This is a genomic window from Microbispora sp. GKU 823 (genome assembly GCF_002027145.1).
Taxonomy (GTDB): Bacteria; Actinomycetota; Actinomycetes; order Streptosporangiales; family Streptosporangiaceae; genus Microbispora; species Microbispora siamensis.
In genome coordinates this window covers 20041-37859 of the sequence record NZ_MWJN01000054.1, presented here as the reverse complement: position 1 = coordinate 37859, position 17819 = coordinate 20041, and the positions used below count along the sequence as shown (strand labels likewise).

At 71.6% G+C, this 17819-nt stretch carries 19 protein-coding genes and 1 pseudogene; 10 read left to right on the top strand and 10 right to left on the bottom strand.

Annotated elements, in window-relative coordinates; translation table 11 throughout:
* Nucleotides 1-9: 9 nt before the first annotated feature.
* From B1L11_RS25950 to B1L11_RS25930, 4 genes are all read right to left on the bottom strand, one after another.
* Nucleotides 10-579, bottom strand: a complete 570-nt coding sequence (locus B1L11_RS25950; protein WP_079316964.1) for a TrmH family RNA methyltransferase — start codon at nucleotides 577-579, stop codon at nucleotides 10-12.
* 534 nt (nucleotides 580-1113) lie between these two features.
* The gene (locus B1L11_RS54165; RefSeq protein WP_079316960.1) at nucleotides 1114-1752 is read right to left on the bottom strand and encodes a S8 family serine peptidase; all 639 of its coding nucleotides are present in this window, start codon (nucleotides 1750-1752) and stop codon (nucleotides 1114-1116) included.
* A 60-nt stretch (nucleotides 1753-1812) separates the two neighbouring features.
* Nucleotides 1813-2412, bottom strand: a complete 600-nt coding sequence (locus B1L11_RS25935) for a class I SAM-dependent methyltransferase (RefSeq protein ID WP_079316958.1) — start codon at nucleotides 2410-2412, stop codon at nucleotides 1813-1815.
* Nucleotides 2413-2589: 177 nt separating this feature from the next.
* On the bottom strand, nucleotides 2590-2946 hold the full coding sequence (locus B1L11_RS25930) for a helix-turn-helix transcriptional regulator (protein ID WP_079316956.1): 357 nt from the start codon (nucleotides 2944-2946) through the stop codon (nucleotides 2590-2592).
* Between the two features lie 129 nt (nucleotides 2947-3075).
* On the opposite strand from B1L11_RS25930, the gene B1L11_RS25925 reads away from it, so the two are divergent.
* Complete coding sequence (locus tag B1L11_RS25925) at nucleotides 3076-4545, top strand: MFS transporter (protein ID WP_179155327.1); 1470 nt, start codon at nucleotides 3076-3078, stop codon at nucleotides 4543-4545.
* Between the two features lie 30 nt (nucleotides 4546-4575).
* Here B1L11_RS25925 and B1L11_RS25920 read toward each other — a convergent pair whose 3' ends face one another.
* Nucleotides 4576-5550 (bottom strand): YafY family protein, encoded by a 975-nt coding sequence (locus tag B1L11_RS25920; RefSeq protein WP_079316954.1) that lies wholly within the window; start codon nucleotides 5548-5550, stop codon nucleotides 4576-4578.
* A 135-nt stretch (nucleotides 5551-5685) separates the two neighbouring features.
* Here B1L11_RS25920 and B1L11_RS25915 point away from each other — a divergent pair, with 135 nt between their 5' ends.
* Complete coding sequence (locus B1L11_RS25915) at nucleotides 5686-6081, top strand: RidA family protein (RefSeq protein ID WP_079316952.1); 396 nt, start codon at nucleotides 5686-5688, stop codon at nucleotides 6079-6081.
* 57 nt (nucleotides 6082-6138) lie between these two features.
* On the opposite strand, the gene B1L11_RS25910 is transcribed toward B1L11_RS25915, so the two are convergent.
* Genes B1L11_RS25910 through B1L11_RS25900 form a run of 3 tightly spaced genes read right to left on the bottom strand, consistent with a single transcriptional unit; the run spans nucleotide 6139 to nucleotide 9043 of the window.
* Entirely contained in the window at nucleotides 6139-7086 is a 948-nt protein-coding gene (locus tag B1L11_RS25910; RefSeq protein WP_079316950.1) for a VWA domain-containing protein, read from the bottom strand.
* Entirely contained in the window at nucleotides 7083-8003 is a 921-nt protein-coding gene (locus B1L11_RS25905; RefSeq protein WP_079316948.1) for a DUF58 domain-containing protein, read from the bottom strand. The genes B1L11_RS25910 and B1L11_RS25905 overlap by 4 nt, the downstream gene beginning before the upstream one ends.
* A complete protein-coding gene (locus B1L11_RS25900) occupies nucleotides 8000-9043 on the bottom strand; it encodes a MoxR family ATPase (protein ID WP_079316946.1) in 1044 nt (347 codons plus the stop codon). Before B1L11_RS25900 ends, B1L11_RS25905 begins: the two co-directional genes overlap by 4 nt.
* 449 nt (nucleotides 9044-9492) lie before the next feature.
* Here B1L11_RS25900 and B1L11_RS51965 point away from each other — a divergent pair, with 449 nt between their 5' ends.
* A complete protein-coding gene (locus B1L11_RS51965; RefSeq protein ID WP_256862893.1) occupies nucleotides 9493-9924 on the top strand; it encodes a hypothetical protein in 432 nt (143 codons plus the stop codon).
* An 8-nt stretch (nucleotides 9925-9932) separates the two neighbouring features.
* Here the strand turns inward: B1L11_RS51965 and B1L11_RS25890 are convergent.
* Nucleotides 9933-11155: pseudogene (locus tag B1L11_RS25890) on the bottom strand (beta-ketoacyl synthase).
* Nucleotides 11156-11569: 414 nt separating this feature from the next.
* On the opposite strand from B1L11_RS25890, the gene B1L11_RS25885 reads away from it, so the two are divergent.
* A complete protein-coding gene (locus tag B1L11_RS25885; RefSeq protein WP_143737556.1) occupies nucleotides 11570-12289 on the top strand; it encodes a 50S ribosomal protein L11 methyltransferase in 720 nt (239 codons plus the stop codon).
* Nucleotides 12290-12322: 33 nt separating this feature from the next.
* Here B1L11_RS25885 and B1L11_RS25880 read toward each other — a convergent pair whose 3' ends face one another.
* Entirely contained in the window at nucleotides 12323-13039 is a 717-nt protein-coding gene (locus B1L11_RS25880; protein ID WP_079316944.1) for a response regulator transcription factor, read from the bottom strand.
* 111 nt (nucleotides 13040-13150) lie between these two features.
* Here B1L11_RS25880 and B1L11_RS25875 point away from each other — a divergent pair, with 111 nt between their 5' ends.
* From B1L11_RS25875 to B1L11_RS25850, 6 genes are all read left to right on the top strand, one after another.
* Nucleotides 13151-13396 (top strand): hypothetical protein, encoded by a 246-nt coding sequence (locus tag B1L11_RS25875; protein WP_143737555.1) that lies wholly within the window; start codon nucleotides 13151-13153, stop codon nucleotides 13394-13396.
* 76 nt (nucleotides 13397-13472) lie between these two features.
* Nucleotides 13473-14366 (top strand): hypothetical protein, encoded by an 894-nt coding sequence (locus B1L11_RS25870; protein ID WP_079316940.1) that lies wholly within the window; start codon nucleotides 13473-13475, stop codon nucleotides 14364-14366.
* A 295-nt stretch (nucleotides 14367-14661) separates the two neighbouring features.
* Nucleotides 14662-15657 carry a helix-turn-helix domain-containing protein gene (locus B1L11_RS45620; protein WP_143737553.1) on the top strand — a complete coding sequence of 332 codons (996 nt, stop codon included), beginning with the start codon at nucleotides 14662-14664 and terminating at the stop codon, nucleotides 15655-15657.
* 361 nt (nucleotides 15658-16018) lie between these two features.
* The gene (locus B1L11_RS25860) at nucleotides 16019-16564 is read left to right on the top strand and encodes a hypothetical protein (RefSeq protein WP_179155326.1); all 546 of its coding nucleotides are present in this window, start codon (nucleotides 16019-16021) and stop codon (nucleotides 16562-16564) included.
* Nucleotides 16465-17109 (top strand): hypothetical protein, encoded by a 645-nt coding sequence (locus B1L11_RS25855; RefSeq protein ID WP_143737551.1) that lies wholly within the window; start codon nucleotides 16465-16467, stop codon nucleotides 17107-17109. Before B1L11_RS25860 ends, B1L11_RS25855 begins: the two co-directional genes overlap by 100 nt.
* On the top strand, nucleotides 17106-17819 hold the full coding sequence (locus tag B1L11_RS25850; protein ID WP_143737550.1) for a hypothetical protein: 714 nt from the start codon (nucleotides 17106-17108) through the stop codon (nucleotides 17817-17819). Before B1L11_RS25855 ends, B1L11_RS25850 begins: the two co-directional genes overlap by 4 nt.

Here is a 17819-nt window from a genome sequence, read left to right as displayed (position 1 = left end):
AGGGGGCGGCTACCCGGCGGGCGACGCCCATTCCTGCCGCCTGGCCTCCGCCATGGCGATCGCCGCGGCGACCGCCACGTTGACCGATCCGACCCTGCCGACCTGGGGGATGTAGGCCACCGAGTCGGCCGCCTCCAGACAGGCGGGGGAGCAGCCGTGGTCCTCGCTGCCGAGCACCAGGCAGACGTCGCCGTCGAGCTTGGCCTCGTGCAGGGGAACGGCGTCGCCGGTCAGTTCGACGGCGACCACCCGGAAGCCCTCCTCCCTGGCGGCGCGTACGGCCTCGGCGACCGGGACCGGCTCGTGCCACTCGACCAGCCGGTCGTGCCGAGCGCGGTCTTCTGCGCCTTGAGGTTGGTGGGGGGGGGTGGCGTTGCCGGCCAGCCAGACCGTCTCCGCACCGAAGGCGGCGGCCGTACGGAAGATCGATCCGATGTTGAAGGGGCCGGTCACCGATTCGAGGATCAGCGCGAGACGGCCCTCGGTGTTGCGGCGCCAGGTGCGGTTGAGCCGCTTGACGTCGGTCGGCTTGAGCTGCCTGCGCGGGTTGGAGCCGCTCTTCGGCCGCTCGTCGGTCATCGCTCGCTCGCAGTTCCGGGCTCCTGGGGAGGCCCATCGGGTGGCATGGTGGGTTCTCGCCTCGGCGGCTCGTGGGAAGGTGCGTCCGGCGCGGGCGGCATGGTGAACCGCCGTCCGGGCGGGGGCTCGCCGGGAGGACCGTCCGCCGGTCCTCCCCGATTCCCGAGGAAGTCCGGGTGGCCGTTCCCGGGCCTGGCAGGCCGTGTCACCCGCCCGACGAGAATGCCGACGGTGAACACGACGATGATAACCAGGATCAGCACGGGGACCACCAGGGTGGTGCTGAGGCCCTTCCCGGGCTTCTCCGCGCGCACCGGGGCCTGAGAGATGTGCTCCGCGCTCTCCGTGTGTGTGGTCCGAGGGTGCTTCTATCAGATCTAGCGAGGGGACTGCCGGATTCATCCGGCAGGGGAATCGCTTCCCTGATATCGTTTTTGCTGCCCAGAAGGGCATCGGTCAGGGCTTGGCCGTCGCCTACTCCGGCTACCTCAGCCGGGGAAAGCGAGAAGCCGTCCTCTTCAGGGGACGGAGGAGTCACTGGTCGAACCGCTCATAAGGCGGATTCGGCGAGCCGGGCGGCACTGGGTAGGCGTCCGGGTGCATGGCCCGGTTGATCCGGACGATGCCGTACCCGGTCAGGTCGTCCTTGCCGGGTGTGTCCACGTCCAGGGCCGTGCCGATGAGACGGCGGACGACCTCCCGCGCTGACATGGCCGGATTCGCCGCCCGTACGAGCGCGGCCGCCCCGGACACGAGCGCCGTCGCGTCGCTCGTCCCGCTGGAGTGGGGGTAGGAGTACTTCTCGCTCTTGCTCGCCACCGGGATGTCGACGCCGGGTGCCGCCACCGACACGTACTCGTTCGACTCCGTGCTCTTCCACGGCCGTGAATGGTCGTCCGTGGCCCCCACGGCCAGGACGCCCGGACACGACGCCGGAAACATGATCGGATGCCGTGGTCGCCGTCGTTCGCCGTCCGTGCCGTGTCCCGTCGTGTCGCCCCCCGGTAACAGTGCGCGGGCGATCTCGGGCAGGGGCCTGACACCGGTGTCCACCACGGCGACGGTCACTCCCCGTCCCCGGGTGGTCGGCCACACCTTCGTCTGGATGGACCACGGCGGGAACCACCACTCGTCCGATCGAGGAGCCGGCGTCGCCGGACGAGGCAAGGGCATGAAGGGGAGACTGGAACACGGCCAGCGCTCCGACGGCCGCGAGTCCGGCCATCAGCCGCCTCACCGCTCGCGCCCGTCCACCCGCAGTACGCGATAGGCGGACCGGGAGGCCAGCCGTGAGGTGGGCCGGCCCTGCTCGCTCAGCCAGCGCTGCAGGGAGTCGGAGCCAAGGTGCTTCTGCACGACCAGGTACGCGCTGCCGTCGGGGGTGAGCCGGTCGAGCCACCGGGTGAGCATCTCGTGGAGCGCGGCCTTGCCGATCCGGATGGCCGGGTTCGACCAGATTGCCCGGAATCTGACGTCCTCGGGCATGTCGTCGACATGAACGGACCTTACTTTGTCAAGGCCGGCGCTCTTGGCGTTCCGCTCGCACAGCTCCACCGAGCGGCGGTTGACGTCGACGGCCCACACCGTGGCCCTCGGCGCCCGCGACGCCATCGTCAGCGCGATGGGGCCGTAACCGCATCCGAGATCGAGGAGGTCGCCCTCGGCCGGGGGCGGAGGCACGGTCTCCAGCAGCACCCGCGTCCCCGGATCGATCCGTTCTGGGGAGAACACCCCGCGGTCGGTCTCCAGCCGCAGGTGCAGATCCGGGAGGACCAGGGTGACCGAGCCGGGCCGGCTGGCCGCCTGCGGGCTCTCCTCGAAGTAATGGGCCACGTGCCCAAACGTACCAACGCCCCGGACCGCCGATCTCCACGGCTGAAGGAATCCGGGACGCCTGAAACACCTCGGTTCTTCCGGACACGTACGAGATGACGGGCGGCCCGCTTGGACCTGAGGCGCGCGGCGGTGGCAGGGGAGTGACAGCCGAGCATCCGTTGTCCGACGCCTGGTTCACGTGCCGGGGCGGAGCCGCTCACGGTCGGCCTCGATCGTCTCGTCGTGGACGGCGCCGGACAGGATCGCGTCGAGCAGCCCGGGGTAGCGGGCGTCCAGATCCTCCCGCCGCAGGGTGAGCAGGTTCTCCCGGCCCGAGGGTCGTTGCCAGATGACGCCGCTGTCCCGTAGCACCCGCCAGTGATGGGTCATGGTGGACTTCGCGGTGATCCCCAGCGTGTTCAGGACGCTGGTGCAGTTGTGCTCGCCGCCGGCGTCGAGCAGGCGTACCGCGGCCAGGCGCACGCCGTTTCCCAAAGCCGACAGCACGTCTTCGATCCGGATCTGGTCACGGTCGGGATGACGATAGGCCATGGTCCCACTGTACTGCGATTGTCGAACAGCAGTCCCTCGATGTGGCACACTACGACCGTACGTAGACATACGTACGGTTCGCGGCGGGCTTCGCATGCCCGTCATCCGGCTCCCTTCGAAGGGCGATCCATGTCCACAACATCCGCGCCACCCGGGCGATCCACAGGCGAGGTCAAGCCGCGGCTCGGCTGGACCCTGGCGCTGCTGGCCCTGGCTCAGCTCATCTACGCGCTCGACCTCAACATCGTGTTCGTCGCGCTCCCCCAGATCGGCACCGGCCTGGGCTTCCCCGGCCAGACTCAGCAGCTCGTGGTCAGCGCCTACGTCGTCTTCGCCGGCGGCTTCCTGCTGTTCGGCGGCCGGGCGGCCGACCTGCTCGGCCGCCGCCGCGTCTTCGTGCTCGCCCTGGCCCTGTACGCCGTCTCCTCGCTGGCGGGCGGGCTGGCCACCACTCCCGCCGTCATCATCGTCGCCCGCGCCGTCCAGGGCATCGGTGGTGCGCTTCTGCTGCCCTCCACGCTGGCGCTGCTCAACAACCTGTTCGCCGAAGGCCCGCAACGCAACCGCGCGCTGGCGGTCTGGGGCGGCGCCGGCGCGAGCGGGCTCACCATCGGCGCACTGCTCGGCGGCCTGCTCACCCAGAACTTCGGCTGGCCCGCCGTCTTCTTCGTCAACGTCCCCCTGGCCGGGCTCGTCGCACTGGCCGCCCTGGCCTTCATCCCGCGCGACCCGGCCAGAGGGGAACGACGTAGGTTCGACGTACCCGGGGCGCTGAGCGTCACGGGCGGATCGACCCTGCTGGTCTTCGCCCTGGTCGAGGGACCCGAACTGGGCTGGGGCAGCCTCCCGGTGATCGCCGCCTTCCTGCTGGCCGTCGCGTTTCTGGTGATCTTCACGCTGGTCGAGGCGCGCAGCGCGGACCCGCTCATGCCCTTCCGGCTCTTCCGCAACCGCAGCCTGACCGTCGGCATGCTGGTGACCTTCATCTACATGGCCACCTTCGGCGTCCTGCCGTACTTCCTCACCGTGCTGCTGCAGAGCGTCCACGGCTACAGCGCCCTGCAGACCGGGCTGGCCTTCCTCATCCCCTCACTGGCCATCGCCTTCGGCACCCAGGGCGGCGAACGCCTCGCCACACGGATCGGCACCCGCACCACGCTGCTGATCGGCTTCGCCATCGGTGTGGTGGGCACCGCCGTCCTCGCCCTCGGCTTCGACGCCGGGGCCGGCTACGGCCTGCTGGTGCCCGGCCTGATCGTCTCCGGCCTCGGCCAGGGCATCGTCTGGACGGCCATGTGGATCGCCGCCGCCACCGGCACCGCCAGTCACGAACAGGGCGTGGCGAACGGTATCGCCTCCACCGCGCTCAACATCGGCAACGCCATCGGCCTGGCCGTCTTCACCGTCATCGCCGACATCGGCGTCGAGGGCAAGGCCGGCGAGGCCCTGCGTGCCGCCACGGCCGACGGCGAGTTCCTCGTCGTCCTGCTCACCGCGGCCGTGATGATCGCCGGCATCCTGACCACGCTCACCCTGCCACGCCTCATCCGTCAGATCCCGGCCACCCCGCAACGGGACGAGTCCCACGTGACCGGCTGACCGCACAAGCGCGGCGAACGACCGCAACTCTCAGGATGACGCTGCGTAGCGGGCGGCGATCGCGGCGGCGCGGTTGCGCAGCGAGTCGCGCAACCACTGCGGAGACAGGGCTTCCGCGTCGGTGGTGAGCTGCCACAGCGCCCATTCGGCGTGTCTCGGGTCTTGGAAGGTCACCTCCAGTCGCAGCCGGCCGTCCGAGTCGGATTCCTCGGCGCGGACGGCCAGCGCGGTGCTCACCAGGTCCTCCCGCCGCGCCGGGTCCACCCGTACCAGCACGGTGACTTGATCGCCTCCGGTCCGGAACCGCCTGCTCCGTTCCTGCCAGGCCCGGTCCAGATCCACCCGGTCCGGTCGCTGTGCGGGCTCGGCGAGTTCCTCGGCGGCCAAGATCCGGGACAGCCGGTAGGTGCGGTCCGCGCCAGACCTCGTGGCCAGCAGATAACCCCGGTCGCGTACGGTGACCAGGCCGATCGGGTCCACCGTGCGCCACTTCGGGGCCTGGTCCACGGCCGCGTAGTGGATCCGCAGCTTGTGTCCGGCGAACACGGCGCGCAGGACCTCGGCCACTATGGCGTCGGGGACCTCCTCGGTGACCTGCCGGCGCGAGAGGAGGTCGATCTCCGGGTCGATGAGCAATCGCTCGGCCGCGCCGGCCGCGGTGTCCCGATAGCTTTCGGGCAGCGCGTCGACCACCTTGAGCATCGCCGATGCGAGCGCCGAGCCGAGGCCGAGTGCCTGCGCGCCGCGCCGAGATCCGGCGACCAGCAGGGCAAGGGCCTCGTCGTGGTTCAGTCCGGTGAGCTCGGTCCGGAAACCGGGCAACAACGCGAAACCGCCGTGCCGCCCGCGTTCGGCGTAGACCGGGACGCCGGCTGCGGACAGCGCCTCGATGTCGCGCAGCACGGTGCGGGTGGACACCTCCAGCTCGCGGGCCAGCGCGGCCGCGGACAGCCGGCCGTGCTGCCGCAGCAGCAGCACCAGCGAGACCAACCGGTCGGCGCGCATACGGGGAACTTTAACGAAATATACGACACAGGATGTCGTGATTAGTTGGGAGGCTCGTCAGCGCGACCGAAAGAGGCGGCTACCGAGCCGGTCGACGTACCTGATGTCGACGAATCGAATGGAGCTGATGTGGCAGTGGAACGAACGGCGGTCAACCCGTGGGCGTGGTCGGTGGAGCTGGGGTACAACCAGGGTGAGCTCGTCTCCGGGCACACCCGGACCCTCTACTGCGCCGGGCAGACCGCGATGGACGGCGACGGCAGGCCCCGGCATGCCGGTGACATGGCGGCGCAGCTGGCGCTGAGTCTCGACAACCTGGAGGCCGTGCTCGGCGAGGCCGGCATGTCCCTCGCGAACCTCGTCCGGCTCAACGTCTACACCACCGACGTCGATCGGCTCTTCGAGCACTACGGCGTGCTGGCGTCGCGGTTGGGCGCCGCCGGGGTGGCGCCGTCCACCACGATGCTCGGGGTGAGACGGCTGGCGATCCCCGACCTGATGGTCGAGCTCGAGGGGACCGCCCTCGCGTGATGCCACCTCGCCGCCTCCGGCGGGGCTGCCGGAGTTTCGACAGCGCCGGGTGACGGGTCAGGGGAGGCGGGCACCCAGCAGCATCGCCGCGGCGGCGGCCAGCAGGGCCGCGACGATCGCCGCCACGAGGAACCGCTGGGTGATCTCCTGGTGCACGACCTTGTAGCCGAGCGAGGTGCCGATCTGCGCGTACACGTCGCGCAGTTCGCTGCCCGACTCCGCGGTGTACGCCCGGCCTCCGGTGCCGTCCGACAGCGACTTCAGCGTGGTCTTGTTGACCGGCACCTGCACCGCCCGGTTGTCGATCGTCACCGTGCCCTCGGGCGTGCCGTACGCGATCGTGGACACCGGCACCTTGGCGCTGACCGACGCCTCGATGGCCTCGTTGACCGACCGTCCGGAGGTGTTGTCGCCGTCCGACAGCAGCACGATGGCGGACGGAGGCGGATCGGTGACCGCCCGCTGATCGAACGACCTGATCGAGTCGAGCGAGTTGAACACGGCCTCACCGATCGCCGTGCCGGGCCGGGTGGTCAGGCTGGAGATCGCGGTGTTCACCGCGGCGTGGTCGGTGGTGGGGGAGATCACGACGGCGGCCGATCTGGCGAAGGCCACCACTCCGACGTTGAACCGCTCGGGCAGGTCCCTCACGAACTGCTGGGCGGCCTGCTTGGCCGCGACGAGCCGGGTGGGCGGGACGTCGGCCGACTCCATCGACAGCGACACGTCCACGGCGACCATGATGGTGGCGCGGTCGCGGGGCACCCGCACCTCGCCCGCCGGCCGCGCCGCGCCGAGGACCAGCAGGCTCATCATGACGAGGAACAGCACGGCCGGCACGTGCCGCCGCCAGGTGGGCCGCTCGGGCGCCACCAGCGACAGCAGCGCGAGGTTCGTGAAGCGCACCGTGTAGCGGCGGCGCGCGAACTGCGCCGCGACGTACGCCGCGACCAGCGCGGCGACCAGGACGAACAGCCAGAGCCAGCCGGGGGCGAGGAAGGTCATGCGCCCGCCCTTCTGCTCGCGGCCCGGCGCAGCAGGTGGGAGGCCCGCCGCTGGCGCAGCACGAATTCGGCGATGTCGAACACCCAGTCGCGGTCGGTGCGCAGCACCAGGTGGGCCGCCCCGGCCCGGCGCAGCGCCGCCCGGGTCGCCCACCGCTGCTCGGCCGCCGCCTCGGCGTACCGCTCCCTGAGCGTGCGCGACAGGTGGACGCCGCGCGAGCGCCCGGTCTCGGGGTCGGCGAGGGTGACGAACCCGACGTCGGGCAGCTCCAGCTCGCGGGGATCGATGATCTCCACGGCGAGCACCTGGTGCCGCGCGGCCAGGCGGCGCAGCGGCGGCTCCCAGGAGTCGGGCGAGTCGAGGAAGTCGGAGACGACCACCCGCAGCCCGCGCTTGCGGTGCGCCGTCGCCATCATCTCCAGAGCCTCCCCGAGGTCCACCGCGCCTTGCGCGGGCGGCGCGCTGAGCAGCGAGTGCAGCAGAGCGTACAGCCGGGGCCGGCCGGGCTTGGCCGGATAGCGGTGCACGTCGTCGCCGTACAGGATGTAGGCGCCGAACCGGTCGCCCACCCGGCTGGCCAGGATCCCGATCGCCCCGACGGCGCTGACGACCAGATCGCGTTTCGACATGTCGGCCGTGCCGAACTCCATGCTGGCCGACAGGTCGGCCACCGCCCAGGTCTCCAGCTCCCGGTCGGCGATCAGGTCGCGCACGTGCGGGACCGTCGTGCGCGCCGTCACCGCCCAGTCCATGCGGCGCACGTCGTCCTCGCCGGGCACGTACACGCGGGTGTCGCCGTGGTTGCTGCCGGGCCCGGGGATCAGCCCCTGATGGCGGCCCTGCAGCAGCCCGTCCAGCCGCCGCACCACCGTCAGCTCCAGCCGCCGCAGCGCCTGGTCGGGGTTCGCCCCGCTCACCGCATGCCCTGGTTCCACACGACGAGCGGCGGAGGCACCGCCTGCACGACCCGGCGTACGACGTCGTCGGGGTCCACCTCGTCGGCCAGCGCGTCGAAGGTGAGCATCAGCCGGTGCGACATGACGTCGACCGCCACGTCGCGGACGTCGTCGGGCAGCAGGTAGTCGCGCCCGCGCAGCAGGGCCAGGGCCCGCCCGGCGGCGATCAGGCCCAGCGTGGCCCGGGGGCTCACCCCGATCTCGATCGTGTCCTGCAGGTCGGCCAGGCCGTAGTCGGCCGGGGCGCGCGTGGCCATGACCAGCCGTACGACGTAGTCGGCCACGAGCTGGTGGACCGAGACCTCCTCGGCCATGTCCTGCAGCCGCACCAGCGTGGCCGGGTCGAGCACCGGCCGGGGCACGGGCGGGCGCACGCTCATCCGCTGCAGGATCTCCAGCTCCTCGTGGGCGCTCGGGTGGGACACGCGCACCTTGAACAGGAACCGGTCGCGCTGCACCTCGGGCAGCGGGTAGACGCCCTCCGACTCGATCGGGTTCTGCGTGGCCAGCACGACGAACGGCCGGGGCAGCGGGTGGGTGCGCCCCGCGAGCGTCACCTGCCGCTCGGCCATCACCTCCAGCAGGGCCGACTGCACCTTCGCCGGTGCGCGGTTGATCTCGTCGGCGAGCAGGAAGTTGACGAACACCGGCCCGAGCTCGACGTCGAACCGCTCGGAGCTCGGGTGGTAGACGCGGGTGCCGACGATGTCGCTGGGCACCAGGTCGGGGGTGAACTGGATGCGGGCGAACGTGCCGCCCACGACGGTGGCTAGCGTCGAGGCGGCCAGCGTCTTGGCGACCCCCGGGACGCCTTCGAGCAGGCAGTGCCCCCGGGCGAGCAGCGCCACCAGCAGCCGCTCGACCATGTGCTCCTGTCCGACGATCACGCGCCGGACCTCGGCCAGCGCCTCCCGCAGGGCGTCCAGCCGGGCCTCGTCCTCCTCCTGCTCCGTCACGCCCTCGCCGGGCTCCGGGTCACTGCGTTCATCGGCAACGGTCATGCTCGTTATTCAATCGTGACTCGGCTGGAGAATCCATTTCTCTCCCATTTGCCCGTCCCGGCGCGTGCCACACCCCCTGACGCGCCCGTGTGTTTTGATGTGGAGGATGGTCACTCCGCTGCAGTACGGCGACCCGCCCCACGTGGGGCGTTCGCGCTGCAGGCGCGTCTGCAGACGGCCCCGGCCGGGCTCGTCTATCTGGGCCAGGCACCCGACGGCCGGGTGGTGTCGGTGGCCGTCCTGTCCAGCGGCGCCGCCCTCGACGCCGCCGCCAGGGACCGGTTCGTCACCGCGATCAAGGATGCGCAAAGCAGCGCGATCAGGGAAACACAGGGCCGGACGGGCGTACGCGGGTGGGGCGCCTCGCTGGTGGACCGGGTGCGCGGCAGGGTCTCTCCCGACACGCCTCCCGTCCTGGCGATGCAGGACGGCCCGCGCCCTGGGTGGCCGTGCCGTACCTGCCGAACGGCCCGGGGGCCGAGCGGTTCCTCGACCCGGTCACGGTGTCCGGCACGTTGATCGGGCGGCGGCACGGGCCCGACTTCGCGCATTACTGGCTGGGCGACCGCACCCCCGCGCTGCCCGCTCCGCCCGGGCCGCCCCCGCCGCCGGTGGCCACCCGGCGCTCGGTCGTGCTCGCCTCGACGCTGCTGGCCACGCTCGTGCTCGCGCTGCTGCTGGTCACCTGGATGCTGCTGTTCCGCGGCGAGGACGAGCCGGAACCGCCCCGGCCGCTGCCGAACACGCAGTTCGTGCCCACCCCGCCGCCCGAGCCCGCCTCGCCCGAGCCGCAGCAGCCCACCCCGGGGCCGTCCGGCAGCGGCGACGGCAGCCAGAGCCCCTGGCCGGACGACCTCTTCGACGGGCGCGGCCCGATCTGACGCGCGGCTCAGGCGGTGGTGAACACCAGGGACGCGTTGTGGCCGCCGAAGCCGAAGGAGTTCACCAGCCCGGCCGCCCAGCGGCCGCTGCGCGGGGCTCCGGCCACCAGGTCGAGCTTCACCTCCGGGTCCGGGTCGTCGAGGTTGCGGATCGCCGGGATCACCCCGTCGCGCAGGGCGAGGACGGTGGCGATCGCGCCCAGCGACCCGGCCGCCCCGCACAGGTGGCCGGTCATCGACTTGATCGCGGTGACCGCGGGATGCGTCCCGATCGCCTCGGCGATCGACGCGTTCTCGGTCAGGTCGCCCGTGGGGGTCGAGGTGGCGTGGGCGTTCACGTGCCCCACGTCGAGAGCGTCCAAGCCGGCGTCGGCCAGGGCGAGCCGCATCGCCCGCGCCTGTCCGGCCGCGTCGGCGGCGGTGATGTGGAAGGCGTCGGAGGTGACCCCGGCGCGGCGAGGGTGGCGTGCACCCGGGCGCCGCGGGCGGCGGCGAACTCCTCGCGTTCCAGCACGACCAGCGCGGACCCCTCGCCCAGCACGAAGCCGTCGCGCCCCACGTCGAACGGCCGTGACGCCTCCCGCGGCGCGTCGTTGCGCGTGGAGACGGACTTGGCCTGGGCGAACCCGGCCAGGGTCAGCGCGTGCACGCACGCCTCCGCCCCGCCGGCGACGACCACGTCGGCGCGCCCGAGCCTGATGAGGTCCAGGCCCATCGCGATCGCCTCGGCGCCGGTGGCGCACGCGCTCACCGGCGTGTGGGCGCCTCCGCGCGCGCCGAGTTCGATGCTGACCACTGCCGCCGGTCCGTTGGGCATCAGCATGGGCACCGTGTAGGGCGAGACCCTGCGCGGGCCGGACCTTTCGAGGATCTCGTTCTGGCTGAGCGTGGTCAGGACTCCGCCGACGCCCGTGCCGATCACCACGGCGAGGCGCTCGGGCTCGACGCCGGGCGCCCCCGCGTCCGCCCACGCCTCCCGCGCGGCGACCAGCGCCGCCTGCTGGCAGCGGTCGAGCCGCCGCGCCGTCACCCGGCCCAGCACCTCGGCGGGGTCCACCGGCAGCCGGCCGGCGATCCGTACGGGCAGGCTCTCGGCCCAGTCCTCCTCGATCAGGCGGATGCCGGACCGTCCTTCCAGCAGGCCCGCCCAGGTGGTGGCCACGTCCGCGCCCAGCGGCGTGATGGCGCCCAGCCCGGTGACCGACACCCGCGCCCTGATCCCGTCCCCCATCGAGGACCCCCTTTTCCGTGATGGCCGCACCGATTCGTCCCCTACGGCGGTGTGCGAATCGCGCCGGCCGCTTCCGGTCCTCACGCTGCCAAAGCGCCCCCACCTCGGGCAGGCGTGACGATCAACCAAAAAGCCGCGGAAGATTTGTCGGCGCCGCGCAGCCCGCCGCTCCGCACCCGGTCCGTGTTTGCCTGTCCCAGCGCGTTGTGCCAACCTCGTGTGCGTCTTTCTGAAAGGGCCGATCGTGACGCTCGGAATGGTTCTCGGCGACGCCTCCTCTCGCGCTTCGACGCGGGAGCGGTAACCCTACCTGCCCTGTCACCCACGCCCGTGCCGTAGCACGGGCGAGCCCGCCGTGCTCCTCGTCGAAGTGCTCTTCGTGCCCATGCACACGTCGATCACGAGGAGTACGTCGTGTCCACCATCCACTGGACCGAAGCCCGCATCACCCGATCCGCCCGCTGGCATTCCGAGAGCGCCGCCCCGCCGCCCGGGCGGATCGTCGTCGCGGACGACCGCATGAAGGCCGGCACCGCCTACCGGCTCGCCTGCGAAGACACGGCGTTGCTGTGGAGAGGCGACTACCACAACGCACGTCAGCTCCTGCGGGCGATGAGCCGCCGCATCGACCGCAAGCCCCTCGCTTCCGGGAACGACCTCTGTGAGGCCTTCCGCGTTCACCGCCGGGCCCGCGGCGAGCGAGCCCGCATCCTGGGCAGGCTCGTCGTGGTGCTGGACGACACCTACGCCCTGGACCTGCGCAGGGCTCCGGACGTACGGGACGCGTGCACCGAGGCGTACGGCACGCCCCACGAGCCGATGGCGGTCGCCCTCACCGAGCTGCTGGGGGTGATCAGGGCGCACCAGTGGCGTCTCAAGGGCGTGGAGATACCTTTCCTCGGCGCTCGCGTCCATCCCCACTACGGTGTCTTCTCCCCGGTCAGGAGGGAGTACGTCGACCTGGTCGCCCGGGCGCCGCTCGGCCGCGCCCGCCACACCGCGTTCGACCTCGGCACGGGGACCGGGGTGCTGGCCGCCGTGCTGGCTCGCCAGGGGTTCGATCACGTCGTCGCCACCGACATCAACCCACGTGCGCCGCCCGAGCAGCGGAGATCACCTCGCTGTGGCGCCTGACCGGCAGGTGACCGGGGTTCGCCCCGGAAAGGTTCAGCGGGGGGAGACGAAGCCCGACTCGTAGGCGGCGACGACCGCCTGCGTGCGGTCGCGGGCGCCCAGTTTGGCCAGGACGTTCCCCACGTGGGTCTTGACGGTCTCCGTGCCGACGACGAGCTCGGCGGCGATCTCCGCGTTCGACAGGCCGCGTGCCATCAACCGCAGCACATCCCCCTCACGCGTGGTCAGCCGGCCGATGCCGGGGACAGCGCGGGCGGCGCCGCGGGCCGCGACCAGCGACCGGATGGCGGCGGGGAACAGCAGCGACTCGCCCGCCGCCACCACCCGGATCGCCTGGACGAGCTCGTCCGCCCTCGCCCGCTTGAGCAGGAAGCCGCTCGCGCCGGCCCGCAGCGCCTCGTAGACGTAGTCGTCGTTCTCGAACGTCGTCACCACCAGCACTTTGGGCGCGCCCTCGGCAGCGGTGAGGGCCCGCGTCGCCTGGATGCCGTCCACCGCAGAGCGGACAAAAGCACCATCAGGAGCTGAAGGTGATGGATTGTGACCGGGGATAGCGAGCCGGGGCCTCGCGGGCGACATCCGCACATCCATGAGCACAACGTCGGGCCTCGTCGCGCGGACGACGGACACCGCCTCGGCGCCGTCCGACGCCTCGCCCACGACGCTGAGGTCCGGCTCGGACTCAATGATGATCCGCAGTCCGGTGCGGATCAGGTCCTCATCGTCGACGATCACCACACGCAGCGTCATGGCTCAACCCTAGAAGGCTGCTCACGGTTAGTTTGCGCGTCGTCCGGGCTAGATGCGTCGGCGACCAGGCCAAACGCCTGAACGGCTCCAGCGGTGTTGCAACACCTGCTCATGGCCTTGATCCCCACCCCGCGACTCACGGATCGGAGCTACGCGATGGCCGACGGCAGCACTCACGACAGCAGGTTCACCACGGGCCTGATCTACGACGTCACCAAGGTCCTGGAGAAGCACGGATACCGGCTCCCCGACGGCGAGGAGCAGACGGGAGCGCTCGGCCGGTCCGTCGGCCTGCTCCTGCACCTCGTCGAGACCTACGAGGGACGTCGCGACGTCCTCGGCGACAAGGTCGCCTGATCCCAAATCGGCCCCAAGCAACGTTCCCGCGCTGCTCGGGGCCTTGACCCCCACCTGCTCAACCAGGAGAGGACCCATGCACGACGTTACAGGAACCCCCGAGCCGGAAGATGTCTCCGCGCTGATCAGCGAGACCGAGGCATTTCTGGCGAGCCAGCAGCCCGCGACCGCCCCCGCCGCGTCGGCGGCCGTCGACGGCGAGACCAAGCGGGTGCGCCAGCTCCGGGCCGAGGTCGGCGAGGCCGCCCTGCTCGCCGAGCTGCAGAACGACGAAACCCCGCTCCGGCTCGACACGGACCGCGTACGCAAGCGGCGCAAGAAGGCACACGAGGCCGCGCGGCTTCACCAGCTCGCCCAGGACCCGGTCATGCGGGCCTGGCAGGCCGCGCGCATGCGGCGCCTGCTCGTGGGCGCGTCCATGGTGTCGCTTGCCCTGGCGCTGACCTGGTCGACGGCCGGAGTGCAGGTGTTCGCGGCCGAGGGCGCCGCGATGTGGTCCCCCGCCTGGATCTTCGCGTGGTTCGTTGAGCCGTTCATGTCCCTGGCCCTGCTCGTGGTCGTCGGCGCGAAGGCCTACCTCGGCACCCGTGGCCAGCCGATTCAGTCCAAGACCCTGACCCGGATCGAGTGGCTGTTCCTCACGCTGACGCTCGGCATGAACGCCTGGCGCCACCTGCCCGGCGTGGCCGACGAGTTCAGCCTGTCGGCCCTGGTGCTGCACATCCTCGGCCCCGTGGTCGCCGTCGCCGTGGTGACCGCCCTGCCGATCATCCTGGCCGCCTTCACCGACCTGGACCACGGCACCCGGGCGACCCGTCCCGAGCCGGTGCGGGCCCCCGTCCCCTCCCCTCGTCGGCGTCCTCGTCCAAGCCCTCTGAGCAGCAGCGGATGGGGGCGGGCGGGCCCTCGTCCACCACCCCGCCGCGCGGCCGTTCTCTGGACCAGCACCGGGTCGAACTGCGGCGCCTGATCGCTTCGGGCGACCTGGACACGGCCCCGTCCGCCGCCGCCATCCAGCGGGCGCTCAAGTGCCGTCAGGAGTGGGCGCGGCTGCTGCGGGACGAGCTCAAGACCCCCTGACACAACGCCCGGCCCGCGAGGGCCAGCCCCCGAAACAGAGCGACCCCGGTCGGTGCAGCAACACCGGCCCGGGGTCTGGGTCCCCACCTGCGCGAACAGGAGCGAACCTTGTCCCACCGTACCGGTATGGGCCGGGCAGAACTGCCTACCTGCAAGAGCCTGTCCCCGTTGTCGGGGGTGACGGCATGAGCGTCGAGGCCATCTCATGGGCGCTCAACCACGCCCCCGTGGACGAGCCGTCCGCCGCGTTCGTTCTCGTCGGCCTGGCCAACCACGCCAGCCCTGACGGCCGTGGAGCGTTCCCCTCGGTGGCGCGTCTCGTGACCTACACGAGGCTCAGTGAGCGGACCGTACGCGAGCAGCTCGACATCCTGGAGGCTGCGGGAATCATCACCCCCTGCGACCCGGCGATCGTGGCGGCATACGTAAAGCGTGCCGATCACAGGCCCCAGGGCTGGGATTTGAACCTGAACCTTGACCGCGATAACCCGGCCCATCTCGGGCGGTTCCAGGCCGCCGTGAAGGCCGTCAAGGACAGGCGCAGGCAGCGCCGGGAACGCAAGGCGGCCGAGAGTAAGACCGTGGTCACCGAGCCCATCAATGACCCCAACGGGGTGCAGCCGTCGCACCTCGTTGAGCGGGGTGCAACGGTCGCACCTCGTAGCCCACGGGGTGCAACCGTCGCCGACAACGGGGTGCGACCGTCGCAGGAACGGGGTGCGACCGTTGCACCCGAACCGTACGTAGAACCATCCAATGAACCGTCCGAAGATCAAAAGCAGTCTTCTCTTCTCGCCGTAGGCGAGCGTACGGTCCGTACCGCGCGAGGCGCCGCGCAGACGCCTTCGGCGAACCAGGGAGATCATTCCCGGATGGCTGGGGACGTGCTCGGCCAGATGCCGGACCACTACCGGAAGGCCCCGGCCTGGCTGCGCTCCCGGATGCTCAAGCGCATCGAGGCCGTCCTGGCTGATCACGAGCCCCTGGCTCTTGTCGAGTACGCCCACAAGTTCGCCGCCGACCCGAACTTCGGCGACTACGAGCACCTGCGCCGGTTCGATGACGTGGTCCGGAAGCTGGACGCCGACGTAGCCGACGGCACCGCCTGTCCGCGCTGTGGCCGCGACCAGATGCACACCTTCTGCTCCGCTGACGTCGAGGGAGGCACCGATGAGCGCTGACGCCGTCGAGATCGGCCTGAGCGGCCCTGAGCGCGCTCCTGCGGCCGTTTCCGTGACTCGCGCGATCACGGATGCCCCCTTGGCCACAGGAGCCACTCCGGCCCCTCTGGATGCCGTTCGTGCCCCTGCTGGTCGGCCCCTGTCGCCGAGCGATAGCGGGGCCCTGCGGTACGCCGTGAGCGTGGCCGGGCGCGGGGCCCTGCGGACGCCCCTCAACCTCTGGGAGCGGGGCTGGAATTGGGCCCTGCTTGGGCATCTCCGGGACGGAGGGACCCACCGCGGACCCGTCGCCGAGAAGCACGCCGCGACGTACGCGAAGCTTCAGGAGAACAGGGCCCGCCGTGCCTGTGCCGTGTTGAAGGTGGCCGCCTGGCCGTGGCTCACCGGGGCGAAGGTCGGCAAGTTCCCCGTGGCTGCTGGCGCGTGGACGGTGACCGTGGGCGAGGTGGTCCACATGGCGAGGCCGGCGGATCCCCTGCTCTCCCCGATCTTCAGTGCGCTTAACGGCCTGCTCGGCGACGCGGTCGCGGCCGTCGTCCACCTGGCCAGCCCTGCCGCCCTCCCTGCCGCTGGCCTGCTCGGCCTGGCGGCCGTGGGCGGGAGCATCCGGCGGGAACATGACCGGCGCCGCGCGCTGCTGGTCGTCCGCGACGGGGCCGACGTGCGGGAGGACGGCGAGCTGTCGGCCATCCCGATCGCGGACTGCTCGACCCCGCAGGCGGCGATGGAGGCCGTACGCCGTGCGCTGGCCCTGGAGAAGATCAGCGTGCGCCCGCTGTCGCCGAGGCGACGAGTTGGGGTTGGTCCGTGCTCGTGCAGCTGCGCCAGGGGAAGCCCTCTGACATCGTCCGTGCCTCGGCCGACCTCGAAACCCTGCTCGACGTCCGGGAAGCTGGCGTTTTGGTAACGCCGCACCGGGACCGTCGCGCTCGCGCCACGCTGCGGATCGTTGAGAGCGACCCGTGGGCGGTCATGCCGTCGGTGCCGGACTACGCGCGACAGGCCTGGACGGTGCGGGACCGGATCTGGCTCGGCCAGCGGCTCGACGGTGCCCAGGTCGCGAGCGCCTTCGCAAGCAAGCACAGCTTGATCCTGGCCGCGTCGGGCGGCGGTAAGTCGATCCTGCTGCGGCTGATCGCGGACGGGCTCGGCGCGGCGGCCGACACGCACGTCTGGGACTTGGACCCGAGCGGGGTCGGGCAGGCACCCCAGGCGGCCGTGATGGGCAGGGTGGCGCTGTCCCCCGAGGACTGCGAAGCCGCGCTCACGGACGCCGTGGCGCTCGCTGTCGGTCGTACCAAGCTGTTGCGGCGGCTCGGCATGGGCGACGCGTGGCAGGCCTCTCCGGAGCGGCCGGCGCTCGTGGTCATCGTGGACGAGTACCCGCGCCTCACTCCGGCCGGGAAGGCGGCGGCCGTGAACCTGCTGCGGATCGCCGCAAGGCGGCCGTGAGCTTGGTGTTCGCTTCACAAGATGCCAAGCGGGATGTGCTGGGCGAGTCCATCGCGGGCCAGGTGGCGTTCCGCGCGGCCGGGCCGGGTTTGCAGGACTGGCAGGCCGATCTCCTGTTCGGCAGCGGCGCGAAGGCCAGGGGATGGGACCCCGGGCGCTATGCCCCTGCGACCAGCCAGGACAATCCGCAGGACGCCGGCACCTTCTACGTGGCCGGTGCGGGCGGCGAGGAGGTGGCCCTGCCGATGCGCGTCGGCTACATGGCGGGCGCCGTGGCGCAGGCTCGCGCTGATCGGTATCGGGAGCTGGGCCGCGTGCCCCTGCTCGACGTCGAGACGCTGACGGCCGCCGGGCTCTCCCCCGCCGAGGTCTACGTGCGAACGGACGAGGACGAGGCCGAGCATGCGCAGGTGGCCGCCACGCTGGCCCTGGAGGCCGAACCGCAGCCGATTCCGGCCGAGGCCCTGGCCCTCCTGGAAGCCCTGGCCGACGATGTGGTCGCCTACGGCGCCGAGTTCGTGCCCGCTGCGCAGCTCGCCGAGCTGGCCGCCCGGAGGATGGGCTGGGAGGCCGGCAAGCGCACGGAGATGAGGACGGCCGCGCTGCTCGACGCGGCGGGCATCCCCTCGCGGCGCCGGTCCACGGGCGTCGTACGGCCGCGAGCGGCGCTGCTGACGGCCGCCGGGCGGGGCCTGCTGGCCACGGCGTAG

Bases quoted from the DNA above. Each gene is read 5' to 3' on its own strand.
- B1L11_RS25950 (WP_079316964.1), bottom strand. From the start codon at position 579: ATGACCGACGAGCGGCCGAAGAGCGGCTCCAACCCGCGCAGGCAGCTC.
- B1L11_RS54165 (WP_079316960.1), bottom strand. From the start codon at position 1,752: ATGCCCTTGCCTCGTCCGGCGACGCCGGCTCCTCGATCGGACGAGTGG.
- B1L11_RS25930 (WP_079316956.1), bottom strand. From the start codon at position 2,946: ATGGCCTATCGTCATCCCGACCGTGACCAGATCCGGATCGAAGACGTG.
- B1L11_RS25925 (WP_179155327.1), top strand. From the start codon at position 3,076: ATGTCCACAACATCCGCGCCACCCGGGCGATCCACAGGCGAGGTCAAG.
- B1L11_RS25920 (WP_079316954.1), bottom strand. From the start codon at position 5,550: ATGCGCGCCGACCGGTTGGTCTCGCTGGTGCTGCTGCTGCGGCAGCAC.
- B1L11_RS25910 (WP_079316950.1), bottom strand. From the start codon at position 7,086: ATGACCTTCCTCGCCCCCGGCTGGCTCTGGCTGTTCGTCCTGGTCGCC.
- B1L11_RS25900 (WP_079316946.1), bottom strand. From the start codon at position 9,043: ATGACCGTTGCCGATGAACGCAGTGACCCGGAGCCCGGCGAGGGCGTG.
- B1L11_RS25880 (WP_079316944.1), bottom strand. From the start codon at position 13,039: ATGACGCTGCGTGTGGTGATCGTCGACGATGAGGACCTGATCCGCACC.
- B1L11_RS25875 (WP_143737555.1), top strand. From the start codon at position 13,151: ATGGCCTTGATCCCCACCCCGCGACTCACGGATCGGAGCTACGCGATG.
- B1L11_RS25870 (WP_079316940.1), top strand. From the start codon at position 13,473: ATGCACGACGTTACAGGAACCCCCGAGCCGGAAGATGTCTCCGCGCTG.
- B1L11_RS45620 (WP_143737553.1), top strand. From the start codon at position 14,662: ATGAGCGTCGAGGCCATCTCATGGGCGCTCAACCACGCCCCCGTGGAC.